Genomic DNA, 15,536 nt, shown 5'->3' with positions numbered 1-15,536 from the left:
TGGTCCTCAGGCCTCGCCCAGGTAGGCTTTGATAACGTCTTCGTTTGCACGCACTTCCTGCGGTGTTCCGCTGGCAAGTGGGCGGCCCTGGTTAATCACCGTAATCCGGTCGGAAATATCCATTACCAGGTTCATGTCGTGCTCAATCAGCACCACCGACACGCTGTAGTCTTCTTTCAAGCTGACAATCAGCCGGTTCAGCTCCAGGGTTTCCGCCGGGTTCAAGCCGGCTGCGGGCTCGTCCAGCATCAACAGCTGCGGCATGGTGACCATGCAGCGTGCTATTTCCAGGCGCCGCTGCTGGCCGTAAGACAGGTTTCCGGCATCGACGTTTGCCTGGTCTAGCATGCCTATGCGCTCTAACCAGTAGGCGGCGCGATCCAGAGATTTGCGCTCACGCTCACGATAGTTCGGCGTTTTTACAAGACCGGCCAGCAGGTTGGTGTTCAAGTGCCGGTGCTGTGCCACCAACAGGTTTTCCACCACCGACATTTGAGTAAACAGCCGCACGTGCTGAAACGTGCGCACCATACCCATGCGCGAGATTTTATAATCCGGCTTGCCTTGAATCTCCTTCCCTCGAAAGATGATCTTGCCGCCGCTGGGTTTATAAAACCCGCTCATGCAGTTGAACACGGTGGTTTTACCGGCACCGTTGGGGCCAATAATAGAGTGAATTTCCCGTTCCTGAACATTCAGACTTACGCCGTCTACCGCCAGTAGACCGCCAAAACGCATGGCCAGGTTTTGTATTTCAAGCATTGCCTGTTACTCCTGCGTTTTTAGGGTGATGTGAAGACGGCGCATAGGCACCAATCCCTGGGGTCGCCAAATCATCATCAGCACCATGGCGGCACCAAAGATCAGCATGCGGTATTCAGAAAACTCCCGTGCCAGCTCGGGCAGTATGGTGACGGCAATGGCTGCGAGTATTACGCCAATTTGCGAGCCCATACCGCCCAGCACCACAATGGCCAGAATAATGGCTGATTCCAGAAACACGAAAGATTCCGGGCTTATAAAACCCTGTTTCGAGGCAAATATGGTGCCGGCAAAACCCGCAAAGAAGGCGCCGATGGTAAACGCCGACAGCTTTACCGCGGTGCGGCTGAGGCCCAGAGAACGTGCGGCAATTTCATCTTCACGCAGAGCTTCCCAAGCGCGGCCTACCGGCATTTTCATCAACCGGCGGATAATCAGCGCGGTGATAATGGCCAGTACCAGGGCAATCAAGTACAGGAATATGACCTTGTGTTCGCCGCTGTAGGCGATGCCGAAGGTTTCGTGAAACGAGGTATTACCTTCTTCTTTAACACTCCGGCCAAATTCCATTCCGAACAGGGTAGGGTCGGGAATGCCGCCAATGCCGTTAGGCCCGCCGGTCACGTTGGTCCAGTTGTTCAGAAGTATGCGGATAATTTCGCCAAAACCCAGAGTCACAATGGCCAGGTAATCGCCCCTTAATCTCAGCACCGGAAAACCCAGAAGCAGGCCGAATAACCCTGCCAGTAAAGCGCCCAGCGGCAGCGCCATCCAGAAAGAGATGCCGTAATACTGCGACAATAAGGCAAAGGTGTAGGCGCCTACAGCGTAAAAAGCCACGTAGCCCAGGTCTAATAGGCCAGCCAGACCCACCACCACGTTCAGGCCCAGCGCCAGTATTACGTAAATGAGTACCAGCGTGGCCAGATCAACCGCGCCGCGGGATGAGAAAAATGGCCAGAACAGCGCCACAACGACCAGCCCTGTCAGTATCCAGCTTTCAAGCTTTGCCCGTTTATCTTGCTCCATGGGCTTGCGGCCGGTCAGCGGGTTCAGGTCGCTCACGGCGCCCAGTTTGCCCATCACGCTGTCGCGGAAAAGCTGAAACAAAAACACTATCAGGGCCGCACACGCAATGGCGACGATGGTGGTGGCGTCGGTGCCAGTCAGGACAATATTGATCCCTTCGGCTTCCAGATTCAGCCCCAAAATGGGGTAAGAGATAACAATGGTTACGATGGCACAAAAGAGTGCGTGCCGAACATTGGAAGTCGCCATCAGATTTTTTCAACCTCCGGTTTGCCCAATAAGCCGGTCGGTTTGAACAGTAAAATCAGGATCAGCAAGCTGAACGAGATGACGTCTTTGTATTCACCACTCAAATAGCCTGACGTCATGCTTTCAGCGATGCCTAGAATAAGCCCGCCCAGCATCGCACCCGGAATGCTGCCAATACCGCCCAGTACCGCGGCGGTAAACGCCTTTAAGCCAGCGATAAACCCAAACAACGGATCAACCGAGCCGTAGTACATGCCCAGCAGCAGGCCGGCAACCGCCGCCAATGCGGCGCCAATGATAAAGGTGGCGGATATGATGCGGTTGGTGTCTATGCCCAGCAGGTTGGCCATGCCCAGATCCTGGGATACGGCACGGCAAGCGCGACCGGTGCGTGAGCGCGATATAAACGTCGATAGCACGGTCATACAGATCAGGGTGGTCACGAAGATGGTGATCTGCATGTACGACAGCGACATCTGGAAGGCGCCGTCCGAACCAAAATTGAAACCGCCTTCGATCAGTAAGGGAAAACCGACGTTGCGGGAACCTTGGGCCAGGTGCATGTAATTTTGCAAAAAGATGGACATACCAATGGCGGAAATCAGCGGGATCAGGCGGTGCCGGCCGCGCACAGGCCGATAGGCCACTCGTTCCACTGCCCAGCCCATAGAACTGGATACAAGGATGGCGCAAACCAGAGCCACAACCAGCACCAGCGGTAACCAGGCAATGCCCAGGGTCGTCAAACCGGTGATGGCAATGAGCGCGGTGTAGGCGCCAATCATATAAATTTCGCCGTGGGCGAAGTTGATCATTCCGATAATGCCGTAAACCATGGTGTAGCCAATGGCAATCAGGGCATAGGCGCTGCCTATTGTCAGCCCGTTAATAAGCTGCTGAGAGAAGTATAGAAGGTCTTGCATAGGGTGCCATCTCCGGAAATCGACTTCTGACGGGCAGAGAAGCGCGCAGCAGGCAATGGCGCCGCGCAATTAACGTTTAGATCAGAAGCTTGGAAAGACACCCCGCAGACGTCGGCAGACTGCGGGGTGTCGTCTCTTTCAGGGCTGCCGCCGGGCTTGCGCCCGCACGACAGTGGCGGGTTGGGGGCCCGCGTTAGTTACTGACCGGAGTCTTGCTGCCGTCTGAGTGCCATTCATAAACCACAAATTCGAACGACTTCAGGTCGCCGGCTTTGTCGTATTGAACGGTGCCAATGGGCGTTTCGAAGCTGTTGGCGCGCAGTGCGGCGGCCACTTCAAACGGGTCTTTGGAACCTGCTTTTTCGATGCCTTCAGCTACCAGCTGAACCGCTGCGTAGGAAGTCAGTACAAATGGACCGGAGGGGTCTTGGTCTTTATCCGCAAACGCGGCAACCAGATCTTTGTTCTCTTCTTTTTCATCGAAGGCCGGAGGCAGGGTAACCAGAAGGCCTTCAGCGGCTTCGCCGGCAATGGTGTTGATGTCTTTGTTGCCAACGCCTTCAGGACCCATAAATATAGCGTCGAGGTCTGCTTGACGAGCTTGGCGCAGAATCAGACCCAGTTCGGGGTGATAGCCGCCGTAGTACACGTAATCGACCTGAGCCTGCTTGAGTTTGGTCACCAGCGATGAAAAGTCTTTATCGCCTGCGGTAATGCCTTCAAACATGGCTATTTCAACGCCAGCGTCTTTCAGGGTATCGCGCACGGCGGTGGCAATGCCTTCACCGTATTGCTGTTTGTCGTGGATAACCGCGACTTTCTTGGGCTTCAGGCTGGCCAAATAGTTTCCGGCGACCGGGCCCTGCATGCTGTCCAGGCCGATGGTGCGGAATACCAGCTCATAGCCGCGAGTGGTGATGTCCGGGCTGGTGGAGGCCGGGGTGATCATCAGAATACCTTCGTCTTCGTAGATATCAGACGCCGGCTGGGTAGAGCTGGAACACAGATGGCCTACCACGTATTTCACGCCGTCGTTGACCAGAGCGTTGGCAACGGTCACGGCTTGCTTGGGGTCGCATACGTCGTCGTATTCAACCGCTACCAGGTTTTCACCCATAACGCCGCCAGCAGCATTAATACGCTCGATGGCCATCCGCGCGCCAGAAAATTGCATGTCGCCGTACTGCGCAACCGGTCCTGTCATGGGGCCGGCAATGCCTACTTTAATCTCTGCTACGGCGCCGCCTGCGCCCAGCAGGGCAACGGATGCGGCGATAGCTGTTACGAGTTTTTTAACGTTGTTTTGCATTATTGGTTTCCTGTATTCAGGTTATTATTGTGATACTCAGGCATTAACAAAACACCCACGCTTGGTTGTTGTCAAGCGCAGGCCATTCTAGGTTGCCATCTTGCCGTGAAAATCGTCGTTTGTCTTCTATTTGATCGCTGCCAGGCTATATAAAAGCTGATGGCTTTTGCAGTGGATCGTGATATAAACAACTCTAAATGTTAGTGGTATAAGCATGACGGGAGCGGCGCGTTGACCAATTATGACGAAGTATTAGTAGCATTACGCCGGGTAATCCGCGCAACAGATCTGCACTCAAAACGATTGAGCAAGAGCGCCGGTCTGACCGCGCCGCAGCTGTTGATTATGCGGACCATACGGGATTTGGGCCAAGTCACTATTGGCACCATCGCTGATAAAATCAGCCTTAGCCAGGCCACAGTAACCACTATTTTAGACCGGCTGGAATTGCGCAAATTGGTGTACCGGGTGCGCAGTACTCAGGATAAGCGCAAAGTACACGCCCATCTGACAGAAGCCGGCGGCGAAATTCTGGCCCGAGCGCCCAACCCGTTGCAAGAAGACTTCATCAAAAAATATCAGGCCTTGGCGGAGTGGGAGCAAACCATGATTCTGGCCTCGTTGCAGCGAGTGGCTAATATGATGGACGCAGACCACATAGACGCATCACCGGTCCTGGATGTAGGCCCGGTACTGCGTGAAGATGGTTGGAAGGAAACCTCCAAGTAAGTCTGCATGATAAGGAGGCAGGTCGGGATAAATAGCAGCGGGCGGCGCGTCAGTGCATAACCGCGCCTTTTTTTGGTTGTTGGCCAAAGCAAACCTGAAACACGTCGCTGTAGTGTTTCGCAAAACTGACCGCAATGCCTTCTTTCAAGTAGCCCGGTAGCTCGTCGTAATCGCCTCGGTTGGCCTCTGGCAGAATCAATTGGTTGATTTTCTGCCGCCGCGCGGCAATCACTTTTTCCCGTATTCCCCCGACTGGCAGTACCTGCCCGGTCAGCGTCAGTTCACCGGTCATGGCGATGTTCTGCTGCGGCGCTTCACGGCGGGCAATCGACAGCAGCGCCGTGGCCATAGTGACGCCTGCGCTTGGGCCGTCTTTCGGCGTCGCGCCTTCCGGCACGTGCAGGTGGACCAGAGATTTGTCGAAGAACACCGGGTCGCCTTTGTAGCGTTTCAAGTTAGACGCCACAAAGCTGTAAGCAATCTCGGCGGATTCGCGCATCACATCCCCCAGTTGCCCGGTCAGTTTGAAACCGCGCTGGCTGTTGTGAATGCGCGATGCCTCAATGCTGAGCGTAGCGCCGCCCATGGCGGTCCAGGCTAAACCAGTGACGACGCCGATGCCCTTCATCGATTTTTCTTTGCGGAATATAGGCTGCCCCAGGTATTCCTGTACGTCGGCAATGCCAACGCGAATGGGTAAACCGGGATTTTCCAGCAGTTTTACGATGCCCTTGCGGATAATTTTGTGCAGCATCTTTTCCAGACCACGCACCCCGGCTTCACGGGCATAACCCTCAATTACCTGTTTTATGGCGGCGTCAGAAATGTTCATCTGCTTTTTAAGCAGTCCGGCGCGTTTCAGCAGTTTCGGTAACAGGTGGTGCTTGGCGATCGCCAGCTTTTCTTCCGCAATGTAGCCAGACAGGCGAATCACGTCCATGCGGTCAAGCAGCGGCCGCGGGATGGTATCCAGCTGGTTGGCGGTGCAGATGAACAGCACTTTTGATAAGTCCATGCGCACATCCAGATAGTGGTCCAGAAACTCGCGGTTCTGCTCCGGGTCTAGAGTTTCCAGCAAGGCAGAGGCCGGGTCGCCCTGGTAAGACGCGCCAATCTTGTCTATTTCATCCAGCATAATGACCGGGTTGGCCACTTTTGTGTCTTTCAGCGCCTGCACGAATTTGCCGGGCATGGCGCCAATGTAGGTGCGGCGATGGCCTTTTATTTCGGCTTCATCACGCATGCCGCCTACGCTAAAGCGATAGAACTTGCGCCCCAGCGCGTCTGCCACCGAGTGGCCGATGGACGTTTTGCCCACGCCCGGCGGACCCACCAACAGCAGGATGGTGCCGCTGACTTCTTTTTTGAAGCTGCCCTCTGCCAAAAACTCGATAATGCGGTCTTTTACATCGCCCAGGCCGTCGTGGTCTTTGTCCAGAATGTGCCGCGCCTCGGCTAGGTCGAAATGATCCTGCGAGTGTTGGCCCCAGGGCACCTGGGTTATCCAGTCCAGATAATTGCGAGTAACGCCGTATTCTGGCGAGCCCTGTTCCAAGATTCGCAGTTTTTGCAGTTCTTCATCAAAGCGTTCGCGCACCGCTTCGGGCGGGTCGAGTTCCGCCATGCGCGCTTCGAAACGTTCGGCGTCGGCGGTTTTGTCGTCTTTCGACATGCCCAGTTCGCGCTGAATCACTTTCAGCTGCTCTTTCAGAAAGAACTCACGTTGGTGCTTTTGCACTTTCTGATTCACTTCCGCACTGATTTCCGATTGCAATTTGGCCACTTCCAACTCTTTGCGCATCAGTAGCAGCACTTTTTCCATTCGCTGCAGCAGCGGCACGGTATCCAGCACTTCTTGCAGCTTCGCGCCGGGTTCGCTGGTCATTGAGGCGCCAAAGTCGGTCAGCGGGGAGCTGTCTTCCGGGCCGAAGCGCGTCAGGTACTGTTTCACCTCCTCGCCATACAGCGGGTTGGTGCGCAGCAGCTCTTTAATAGCGCTGATAACGGCCATGGTATAGGCCTTGGTTTCGTCCAGATCTTCAGCAGGTTCTTGCGGGTATTCCACTTCAACCAGGTAGGGTGGGCGGCGGCGCAGCCATCGCACAATGCGAAAGCGCTGTAAGCCCTGGGCAATAAACTGAACCTTGCCGTCTTTTTGCTGGGCGTGGTGCACGCGTACGGCGCAGCCCATGGTGGCCAGCTCTTTGCTATCAGGCACGCCCTTTTCGCCGGCTTCGTTGTCAACGTAGCAAATGCCAAGCATGCCGTGATCGGTTTCCCTCACCTTTTTCAAGGTTTCGTGCCAGGGGTTTTGATTGACCATGACGGGCTGTACCTGGGCGGGGAAAAACGGCCGATTAGACACCGGCAGCAAATACAGGCGCTTGGGCAGCGTCTGTTCAGACAGTGCCAGGCCTTTGCTGTCTTCGTCTTTGCCTATGTACTCGGTTATATCTTCTTCGAGCTGTTCCAGAGATTCATTGCTGTTGTCGTCTGTCATGCTACTTGGCTTCCCGGTACTGGGTGTGTTCGGCGTCGTGTATTCGGTGTCGAACGTTTGCTATTTACTTGCTGCCAAAACTCTGATTTTCAAGGCCGCTTGTTAACCCCTTTGGCCTGTTCCTCTTGAATTTCGCCGCCGGGCTCCCCATCTTAGCTGTATCTATAAACAGCGACAGATTCAGGTGTCCCGATGAGCAGCTCCCCCTATAGTTTCGAAGCCACAATGGAAAATTTCCAGCAGCAGGTGATGGAAGCCTCTTCCACAACACCCGTTCTGGTAGACGTATGGGCGGAATGGTGCGCGCCTTGTAAACAGCTGATGCCACTGCTGGAAAAGTTGGCCGATGAGTATAAGGGCGCCTTTTTACTGGCCAAAGTGAATGCCGACCAGCAAGAACAACTTACCGCGAGCTTGGGTGTGAAAAGTCTGCCGACCGTTATTTTGGTGAAAGATGGCCAGGCGGTAGACGGTTTTAATGGCGCGTTAGCGGAAAGCGAGATCCGCAAAGTGCTGGACAAGTATGTGGAAGCGCCCGCCGAGGACCCTTACGAAAAAGCTCACGCGCTTTGGGAAGAAGGCAATCTGGATGGCGCCCTGGCCATTTTGGGCGATATGAACCAGAACGATCCGGAAAACCTGAAAGTGCTGATTGATCTGGCCCAGATCAAAGCCGAAATGGGTGATCTGGACACCGCCGAACAGATTTACAGCAGCCTGCCTCCGGAAGAAAAATTGCAGCACCAGGCCAAACAGCTGGCGGCTCGCATCAAATTTTTGAAACAGTCCGCAGAGCTGCCGCCCCAGACCGACCTGGAAATGGCTCTGGAGCAAGACCCGAAAGACCCCAACGCGCTGCACATGCTGGCGCTGCATAACGTGTTAAAAGAAAACAACGCCGAGGCCATGGAACTGCTGATTCGTCTGATGCAGGTAGACAGCAAGTATAAAAATGAAGTGGCCAAGACAACGCTGGTGGAGCTGTTTGAAAAGCTGGGCAACAACAATGCTGATGTGCGCACCTACCGGCGGAAACTGTATACCTTGATGCACTAGGGGTACAAATTGATGCATTAAACAGCAATTTGGTCTTAAATTAAAAAACGGGTTTACCTCACGGTAAGCCCGTTTTTTGCATATTATTCAAAGTGAAACGTAGAAGGTTTAAGTTTACAAACGAAATCACGTAGAGTTAGCGATGTTCGACCTTGGTCGGGTGCGGCTTGTCTGGAGGGTGTAAAAGCGTCATTATTCCGTAAGGAATCGAAAATAATCCCCATTTTTCCAGAGTTTTTGAGGGTTATTCAAAAAATTTCGATAAATTGTAGTAAAAAAACTACAATACCGTTCAATTCCAGAAGCAGTTTGCAAGCTGTTAAACGCAAATTGTGAAACCTGATCTATGCTTGTTTATGAATAATTAAACGGCGCTGCGGCCCCAACGCCGCAAGCCCCACTGAATGACTCAGCAGCGCAGCCCGTAATATACGGCGCCTGGGCCGCATTTATATAGACGCCTACGGGAGGATTTGATGTATCAGGACGACGATCCGATTGAAACCACTGAGTGGCTTGACGCGCTCGAATCACTGATCGAGCAGGAGGGTGTAGACCGAGCCAAGTACATTCTGGAACGCCTTTCCGAGCGTGCTAGTCGTGACGGCACCCAACTGCCGTATTCTATTACCACGCCATTCCGTAATACGATCCCGCTGGCTCAGGAAGCGCGCATGCCGGGTGATCTGTTCATGGAACGCCGTATTCGTTCCCTGATCCGTTGGAACGCCATGGCGATGGTTGTGCGTGCCGGCAAACGCCCGGGTGATCTGGGTGGTCATATTTCCACCTTCTCGTCTGCGGCCACGCTTTACGATGTGGGCTTTAACTATTTCTTTCACGGTGGCGACGAAAAACGCGAGTCAGACCTTGTGTATTTCCAGGGCCACGCTTCGCCGGGCATTTACGCCCGTTCCTTTTTGGAAGGCCGGTTTGAAGAAGCGCAGCTAGACAAGTATCGCGAAGAAGTCGACGGCGGCGGTTTGTCATCCTATCCGCACCCGTGGCTGATGCCTGATTACTGGCAGTTCCCCACGGTGTCTATGGGCCTGGGTCCGATTCAGGCCATTTACCAGGCTCACATCATGAAATACCTCGACAGCCGCGAGCTGGTCGAAATGGAAAATCGCAAAGTGTGGTGTTTCATTGGTGATGGTGAATGTGACGAGCCCGAAACTCTGGGCTGTATTTCCAAAGCCAGCCGTGAAAACCTGGACAATCTGGTGTTTGTGATAAACTGCAACCTGCAGCGCCTGGATGGCCCGGTACGTGGTAACGGCAAGATCATTCAGGAACTGGAAGGCTCGTTCCGCGGTGCTGGCTGGAACGTGATCAAAGTGGTTTGGGGCCGCATGTGGGACCCGCTGTTTGATCAAGATGAAGACGGCACCATGCAGCGCGCTATGGACGAAGTGGTTGACGGCGAACTGCAGAGTTTCACCAACGGTGGCCCGGCGGCAACCCGCAAGCAGTTTTTCGGCAAGTATCCGAAGCTGGCCAAGATGGTTGAAAACTGGACCGACGACGACATTCAAAAGCTTAATCGCGGCGGCCACGACCCGTACAAGGTGTATGCGGCTTATAAGAAAGCGGCGACACAAGCCAATGGTAAGCCGACTGTTATTCTGGCTCACACCATCAAAGGTTATGGCTTTGGTGCCGCTGGCGAAGCCACCAACACGGCTCACTCGTTGAAAAAACTTGATATAGAAACGCTGAAGTCATTCCGTGACCGTTTCGCGATTCCGCTGAAAGACGACGAGCTGGAAGACGTACCCTACTACCGCCCGGCGCCAGACAGCCCGGAGCTGGTTTACATGAAGAAGCGCCGGCAAGACCTGGGTGGTTTCTATCCCAAGCGTCGTAAAGACAGTCAGCCGCTGCAGATTCCTGATCTGGACATCTTCAAGCAAGTTTTGGACGGTTCCAACGGCCGTGAAATCTCCACCACCATGTCGTTCGTGCGTATTCTGAGCGCGTTGGTAAAAGACAAGCGTGTGGGCAAGCGGGTTGTACCGATTGTTCCCGATGAAGCCCGTACCTTTGGTATGGAAGGCATGTTCCGCCAGCTGGGTATTTATACCTCAGAAGGGCAGAAGTACGTGCCGCAGGATCGCGACCAGATCATGTATTACCGTGAAGACAAAAAAGGTCAGATTCTGCAGGAAGGCATCAACGAAGGCGGCGCTATGGCGGCCTGGATTGCGGCTGCTACGTCCTACAGCAACAACAACTTCCCGCTGATTCCGTTTTACGCGTTTTATTCGATGTTCGGTTTCCAGCGCGTTGGCGACTTGGCTTGGGCCGCTGGCGACATTCAGGCTCGCGGCTTCCTGATTGGCGGCACAGCAGGGCGTACCACGCTGAACGGCGAGGGCTTGCAGCACCAAGACGGTCACAGCCATATCCTGGCCAACACCATACCTAACTGCAAAGCTTACGATCCGGCTTATGCCTATGAAATGGCGGTGGTGATTCACCACGGCATGAAGGAAATGTACGAAGAGAACAAGAACGTTTATTACTACATCACCATGGAGAACGAGAACTACGTTCAACCAGCGATGCCTGAAGGTTGTGCAGATGGCATCATCAAGGGGATGTACAAGTTCAGTTCGGTGGAAGCAAAAGGTAAAGCCAAAACCAAGTTGCGGGTTCAACTGCTGGGCTCCGGCGCTATCCTGAACGAAGTAAATGCCGCTGCCGAGCTGTTGAAAGACGATTGGGGCGTCAGCTCTGATGTGTGGAGTGTGACCAGCTTTAACGAACTGGCCCGCGACGGCCAGCACGTAGAGCGCTGGAACCTGATGCACCCGGATGACAAAGGCCGCAAAGCCTATGTTACTCAGTGCCTGGAAAATCAGACGGGTCCGGTTGTGTCGTCTACCGACTACATCAAGCTGCACTCTGAACAGTTACGGGCGTTTATCCCCAAAACCTTCCTGACTCTGGGTACGGATGGCTTTGGCCGCAGCGACACTCGTGAAAAACTGCGTGATTTCTTTGAGGTTGATCGTTACCACGTTGCCGTAGCGGCTCTGTCTGCTTTGGCGAAAGACGGCGAGATCAAGCACGAGCAGGTTCTTGAAGCCATGCGCAAGTACGGAATCGATCGCAACAAACCGAACCCGGCGCACCGCTAAGGAGACCGCTATGAGCGAGCAAGAAATCAGGGTTCCCGATTTAGGCGGGGCAGATGAAGTTGAAGTTATTGAAATACTGGTCAGCGCCGGTGACTCGGTGGCTGAAGAAGATCCGATTCTGACGGTTGAAACCGACAAGGCATCGGTCGAGTTGCCGTCACCGAGTGCGGGTAAGGTCGTAAAGATCACCGTGAAAGTGGGCGATAAGGTTAAGGAAGGCGACGTTGTCGGTATTCTTAGTTCAGACGACGCGGGCAGTTCTGATGGTGCGAGTGATGACACTTCAGATGGCGCTTCAAATGAAAACAGCGCGCCAGAGCCTGGGCCCAAAACCCAGAGCGATGACGCACCGGCTAAGTCTGACGACAGCGCCAGCAAGCCGACGCCGCGGAAAAAATCCGGCGGCACGCGCACAGAAATCGTGAAAGTGTCTGGTTTGGATGGTTTCGACAACATTCCGATCATCGAAATTAACGTGTCTGAAGGCGACGAGGTTGATGTAGAAGGCGCGCTGGTAACGGTGGAATCCGACAAAGCGACGATGGAAATTCCGTCGCCCTTCGCTGGCAAAATCGGCAAAATTCTGGTCAAAGAAGGTGACAAAATTTCCGAAGGCGACGACCTGCTGGAAATGACCATCACTGAAGATGACGCAGATGACGCAGATGACGCAGATGACGCAGACGACGCCGACGATTCAGCCCCGGCTGATAGCAGCGATGCTGGCAAGAAGCAGCCTGCCGCGCCCGAGCAGCCGGCTGCGGCTAGTGATAACAAAGCCAAGCCTGCAGACGCCGGTTCTGTAACCTATGAAGCGCCCGCCGCGGGCAGCAAAGTGCACGCTGGCCCTGCGGTTCGCAAGCTGGCCCGCGAACTGGGTGCAGACCTGGCCCGCGTGAAAGGCTCCGGCCCGAAAAGCCGTATTGTTAAAGACGACGTGCACGGCTACGTGAAGGCTCAGCTGCAGCAGGCACAGCAGGGCGCCGTAGTGCCCGGCGCCGGCACCAGCGGCATTCCTGGTGTGAAACTGCCAGACTTCAGCCAGTTTGGTGAAGTTGAGCGGGAAGGTATGTCGCGCATGATGTCGGTTACGGCGCTGAACATGCACCGCAGCTGGCTGAACGTGCCACACGTCACCCAGTTTGAAGACGCTGACATCAGCGATATGGAAGATTTCCGTAAATCGCTGAAGGCATTGGGCGAGAAGAAAGGCGTGAAAATGACGCCACTGCCGTTCATGCTCAAAGCCTGTGCCACGGCTCTGGCGGAACTGCCCCAGTTCAACGTAGCCCTGGATATGGACCGCAAAGAGGTTGTACACAAGAAGTACATCCACATCGGTATTGCGGTGGATACGCCTCACGGTTTGATGGTTCCGGTGATTCGTAATGTGGACCAGAAAGGCCTGTGGGAGCTGGCGGCAGAAAGCGCAGAACTGGCGCAGAAAGCCCGCGACAAGAAGCTGAAGCCGGCAGAAATGCAGGGCGCCTGTTTCACCATTACCAGCCTTGGCGGTATTGGCGGCACGGCCTTTACGCCGATTGTGAATACGCCGGAAGTGGCAATACTGGGTGTGTCCAAAGCGGCGATGAAACCGGTCTGGGACGGCAAAGCCTTCCAGCCGCGGCTAATGCTGCCGTTGTCGTTGTCTTACGATCACCGTGCGGTGAACGGAGCAGACGCAGCGCGCTTTACCTCGGCGCTGGCGCGACTGATGGGTGATATTCGTACCCTGTTGCTGTAAGCGAGAGTGAGGGGGGTCGGGTTCTTGGCAGCACCGGTCCCTGACATAAAGCAACCGCTTTGGCGGTGCAAGCCAGTACACTGGTGATACGTTGGGGCGCAGAGCAATCTGCGCCCCTTTTGTGTTTCACAACACAGGTGTTGTTGGTATAGACACCTGTTAGCGCCTCAGGACGGTTCCAATGGCACAAAAGCTTCAGCTGGCGGCAATTATCTATGATAACGACAGCCAGCCCGTAGACGCGCTGCTGCACAGTCTGGCGCATTATTACAACCGTAGGGGCATTCGCGTGGCGGGTCTGGCCATGGCGTTGAACGAGCAGGGCCTTCGCCGCGAGCCCATGGCGGTGCAAGATCTGGAAACCGGTACCGAATACGCCATAGCCCAGAATCTGGGCAAAGAATCCCAATCTTGCTGCCTGGATCCGTCTGGCTTGGCGGACGCAACTGGAGTTTTGCGCGGGGCACTGAATAATCCGCCCAGGCTCGCTATTGTGAACCGCTTCGGGCAGCAGGAAATTGACGGCAAGGGCTGTCGTGCCGAATTACTGCAATTGTTGGAAGCGGGGATACCGGTGCTAACCGTGGTGAAACGGAAATTTTTGCTTCAGTGGCAGGAGTTCAACGGCGGTGCGGCGACCGATCTGGCATTTTCGGAGAGCGGAGCTAAAGAGTGGTGTGACGGGGTGTTTAGCCGAGGCTAGGATTTAGTGATCGGCAGAAACAGAAAACCCCGCACAGGGCGGGGCATCTGGTTTTCTAGTCAGTGATCAGTGATCTTTTTAGAAATTGTACTGAGCTGCAAACAGCAGGCGGCTTGCGTCGCCATCGTCGCCATTTTGAGCTTCTTTCATACCATACTGGTATTCAACGCCCATCATCACGTTCTTAACTGGCGTCCATTTATAGTTTGCCATAACTGCAGAGATGGAATCAGCATCAGTAGCTGCAATTACGCCGGCCGCAACGCCATCGTCAAGATCCACTTCGGTCATGCCGTAGCCAATGTTGATGCTGCGGCCGCCGCCGAGGTTCAACGATGCACCAATAGTTCCGCCGTAGCCGGAAATGGTGTCCAGATCGCCATTGGTATCAACGTAACCACTCATCGCGCCTGCACGATACAGGTAGTTGCTAGCGCCGTCGGTGTAGCTCAGTGAGCCCTGAATAGTGACCATGTCTGATAGAGCCATGTTAGCCGCAACAAATGTTGCATAACCAAAGGCGCTGTCGTCAGTTGTTCCAGTGTCATAGCCCAGTTGCTGTGCCAAAACGGCCGCAGAGTAGTTCAGCCCGCCGGCTGAATCTTCAATACGAGCAGTCAGAGCAGGCATGCCATCTTTTTTTGTAGCACCTTGAATCGAATTCTGCGGCTGCTCGGCAGAGATCGACAGGGGGCCGGTTGTGTAACGCAGTTGCGCAGTGCGGCTTTGGTAGCCTGCAGCGCCTGGGAGGGAGTCAAAGTCTAGAGTGCCGGTGTTGCCTACGAAACTGGTAAAGTTGGACCAGGTTTGACCCGCCAGAATGCCTTTGTATGAACCATAGGCGTGACGAAGGCGTACTGAACCACCGCCGTTGCCGCGGAAATCGCCCTCAATGTTGACTGTTACGCCTTCGGGGCTGGTTGTTTTGATACCAATTCTGCTTTGAAAAGCGTCTGCACCGAAGTAGCCGGTTGCTTCGTTATCTTCGGCAGCACCGACATTGATTGCATTATAGTTAAACGAGCGGGTAGATGATGAGACGTCCTCATCGATATCGTAACTGGCGTTAAGACGGGCATAACCGTATACGCTGGTGTCCCAGCCGCCTGCGTCAAAACTTACGGCGCTTGCCGGACCGGCCATACCAAGAACTGCCACAGCAGCTGTCGCACGAATGGCCATTCTCAATTTGTTACTTTGCATTGTTGTTAACTCCACATATTTATTTATTGTTGTCAGACTCGGGCACTAACTTAGTTACCAAGCGTACATAATTCAATAACTATTTTTTGTTTATTAGACTATCGTCTATTTTCGTTGGCTATTCGCGTTAACTCGAAAGTGGCATTTCAAGCTTACCCTATGGCTCCTAACGCAAGGGAAGACGGC

11 protein-coding genes are annotated in these 15,536 nt (G+C 54.3%); 5 read left to right on the top strand and 6 right to left on the bottom strand.

Annotation, left to right across the window (positions count from 1 at the left end; genetic code table 11):
* Window positions 1-6: 6 nt before the first annotated feature.
* From livG to MIH19_RS19115, 4 genes are all read right to left on the bottom strand, one after another.
* Complete coding sequence (livG, locus tag MIH19_RS19130; RefSeq protein WP_249006368.1) at window positions 7-762, bottom strand: high-affinity branched-chain amino acid ABC transporter ATP-binding protein LivG; 756 nt, start codon at window positions 760-762, stop codon at window positions 7-9.
* A gap of 6 nt (window positions 763-768) precedes the next feature.
* Window positions 769-2,040 carry a high-affinity branched-chain amino acid ABC transporter permease LivM gene (gene livM / locus MIH19_RS19125; protein WP_249006367.1) on the bottom strand — a complete coding sequence of 424 codons (1,272 nt, stop codon included), beginning with the start codon at window positions 2,038-2,040 and terminating at the stop codon, window positions 769-771.
* A complete protein-coding gene (livH, locus tag MIH19_RS19120) occupies window positions 2,040-2,963 on the bottom strand; it encodes a high-affinity branched-chain amino acid ABC transporter permease LivH (protein WP_249006366.1) in 924 nt (307 codons plus the stop codon). Before livH ends, livM begins: the two co-directional genes overlap by 1 nt.
* A 193-nt stretch (window positions 2,964-3,156) precedes the next feature.
* Window positions 3,157-4,272, bottom strand: a complete 1,116-nt coding sequence (locus MIH19_RS19115; protein WP_249006365.1) for a branched-chain amino acid ABC transporter substrate-binding protein — start codon at window positions 4,270-4,272, stop codon at window positions 3,157-3,159.
* A gap of 231 nt (window positions 4,273-4,503) precedes the next feature.
* Here MIH19_RS19115 and MIH19_RS19110 point away from each other — a divergent pair, with 231 nt between their 5' ends.
* Complete coding sequence (locus tag MIH19_RS19110) at window positions 4,504-5,001, top strand: MarR family transcriptional regulator (RefSeq protein ID WP_007352601.1); 498 nt, start codon at window positions 4,504-4,506, stop codon at window positions 4,999-5,001.
* A 49-nt stretch (window positions 5,002-5,050) separates the two neighbouring features.
* Here MIH19_RS19110 and lon read toward each other — a convergent pair whose 3' ends face one another.
* Window positions 5,051-7,501 (bottom strand): endopeptidase La, encoded by a 2,451-nt coding sequence (gene lon, locus MIH19_RS19105; protein WP_249006364.1) that lies wholly within the window; start codon window positions 7,499-7,501, stop codon window positions 5,051-5,053.
* Between the two features lie 192 nt (window positions 7,502-7,693).
* On the opposite strand from lon, the gene MIH19_RS19100 reads away from it, so the two are divergent.
* From MIH19_RS19100 to MIH19_RS19085, 4 genes are all read left to right on the top strand, one after another.
* The gene (locus tag MIH19_RS19100) at window positions 7,694-8,557 is read left to right on the top strand and encodes a co-chaperone YbbN (protein ID WP_249006363.1); all 864 of its coding nucleotides are present in this window, start codon (window positions 7,694-7,696) and stop codon (window positions 8,555-8,557) included.
* A gap of 476 nt (window positions 8,558-9,033) precedes the next feature.
* Window positions 9,034-11,700, top strand: coding sequence for a pyruvate dehydrogenase (acetyl-transferring), homodimeric type (gene aceE, locus MIH19_RS19095; RefSeq protein WP_249006362.1), 2,667 nt, complete (start codon window positions 9,034-9,036; stop codon window positions 11,698-11,700).
* A gap of 10 nt (window positions 11,701-11,710) precedes the next feature.
* Entirely contained in the window at window positions 11,711-13,444 is a 1,734-nt protein-coding gene (aceF, locus tag MIH19_RS19090; protein ID WP_249006361.1) for a dihydrolipoyllysine-residue acetyltransferase, read from the top strand.
* A gap of 181 nt (window positions 13,445-13,625) precedes the next feature.
* Window positions 13,626-14,147: a DUF2478 domain-containing protein gene (locus tag MIH19_RS19085; RefSeq protein WP_249006360.1), complete on the top strand. Its 522-nt coding sequence runs from the start codon at window positions 13,626-13,628 to the stop codon at window positions 14,145-14,147.
* Between the two features lie 78 nt (window positions 14,148-14,225).
* Here the strand turns inward: MIH19_RS19085 and MIH19_RS19080 are convergent, their stop codons facing one another.
* Entirely contained in the window at window positions 14,226-15,350 is a 1,125-nt protein-coding gene (locus MIH19_RS19080) for a DcaP family trimeric outer membrane transporter (protein ID WP_249006359.1), read from the bottom strand.
* Window positions 15,351-15,536 lie beyond the last annotated feature (186 nt).

It is taken from the genome of Marinobacter sp. M1C (genome assembly GCF_023314135.1).
Lineage (GTDB): Bacteria > Pseudomonadota > Gammaproteobacteria > Pseudomonadales > Oleiphilaceae > Marinobacter.
This window is presented reverse-complemented; position numbering and strand designations above follow the sequence as displayed.

Bases quoted from the DNA above. Each gene is read 5' to 3' on its own strand.
- aceE (WP_249006362.1), top strand. From the start codon at position 9,034: ATGTATCAGGACGACGATCCGATTGAAACCACTGAGTGGCTTGACGCG.
- MIH19_RS19085 (WP_249006360.1), top strand. From the start codon at position 13,626: ATGGCACAAAAGCTTCAGCTGGCGGCAATTATCTATGATAACGACAGC.
- MIH19_RS19115 (WP_249006365.1), bottom strand. From the start codon at position 4,272: ATGCAAAACAACGTTAAAAAACTCGTAACAGCTATCGCCGCATCCGTT.
- lon (WP_249006364.1), bottom strand. From the start codon at position 7,501: ATGACAGACGACAACAGCAATGAATCTCTGGAACAGCTCGAAGAAGAT.
- livM (WP_249006367.1), bottom strand. From the start codon at position 2,040: ATGGCGACTTCCAATGTTCGGCACGCACTCTTTTGTGCCATCGTAACC.
- livH (WP_249006366.1), bottom strand. From the start codon at position 2,963: ATGCAAGACCTTCTATACTTCTCTCAGCAGCTTATTAACGGGCTGACA.
- MIH19_RS19080 (WP_249006359.1), bottom strand. From the start codon at position 15,350: ATGCAAAGTAACAAATTGAGAATGGCCATTCGTGCGACAGCTGCTGTG.
- MIH19_RS19100 (WP_249006363.1), top strand. From the start codon at position 7,694: ATGAGCAGCTCCCCCTATAGTTTCGAAGCCACAATGGAAAATTTCCAG.
- livG (WP_249006368.1), bottom strand. From the start codon at position 762: ATGCTTGAAATACAAAACCTGGCCATGCGTTTTGGCGGTCTACTGGCG.
- aceF (WP_249006361.1), top strand. From the start codon at position 11,711: ATGAGCGAGCAAGAAATCAGGGTTCCCGATTTAGGCGGGGCAGATGAA.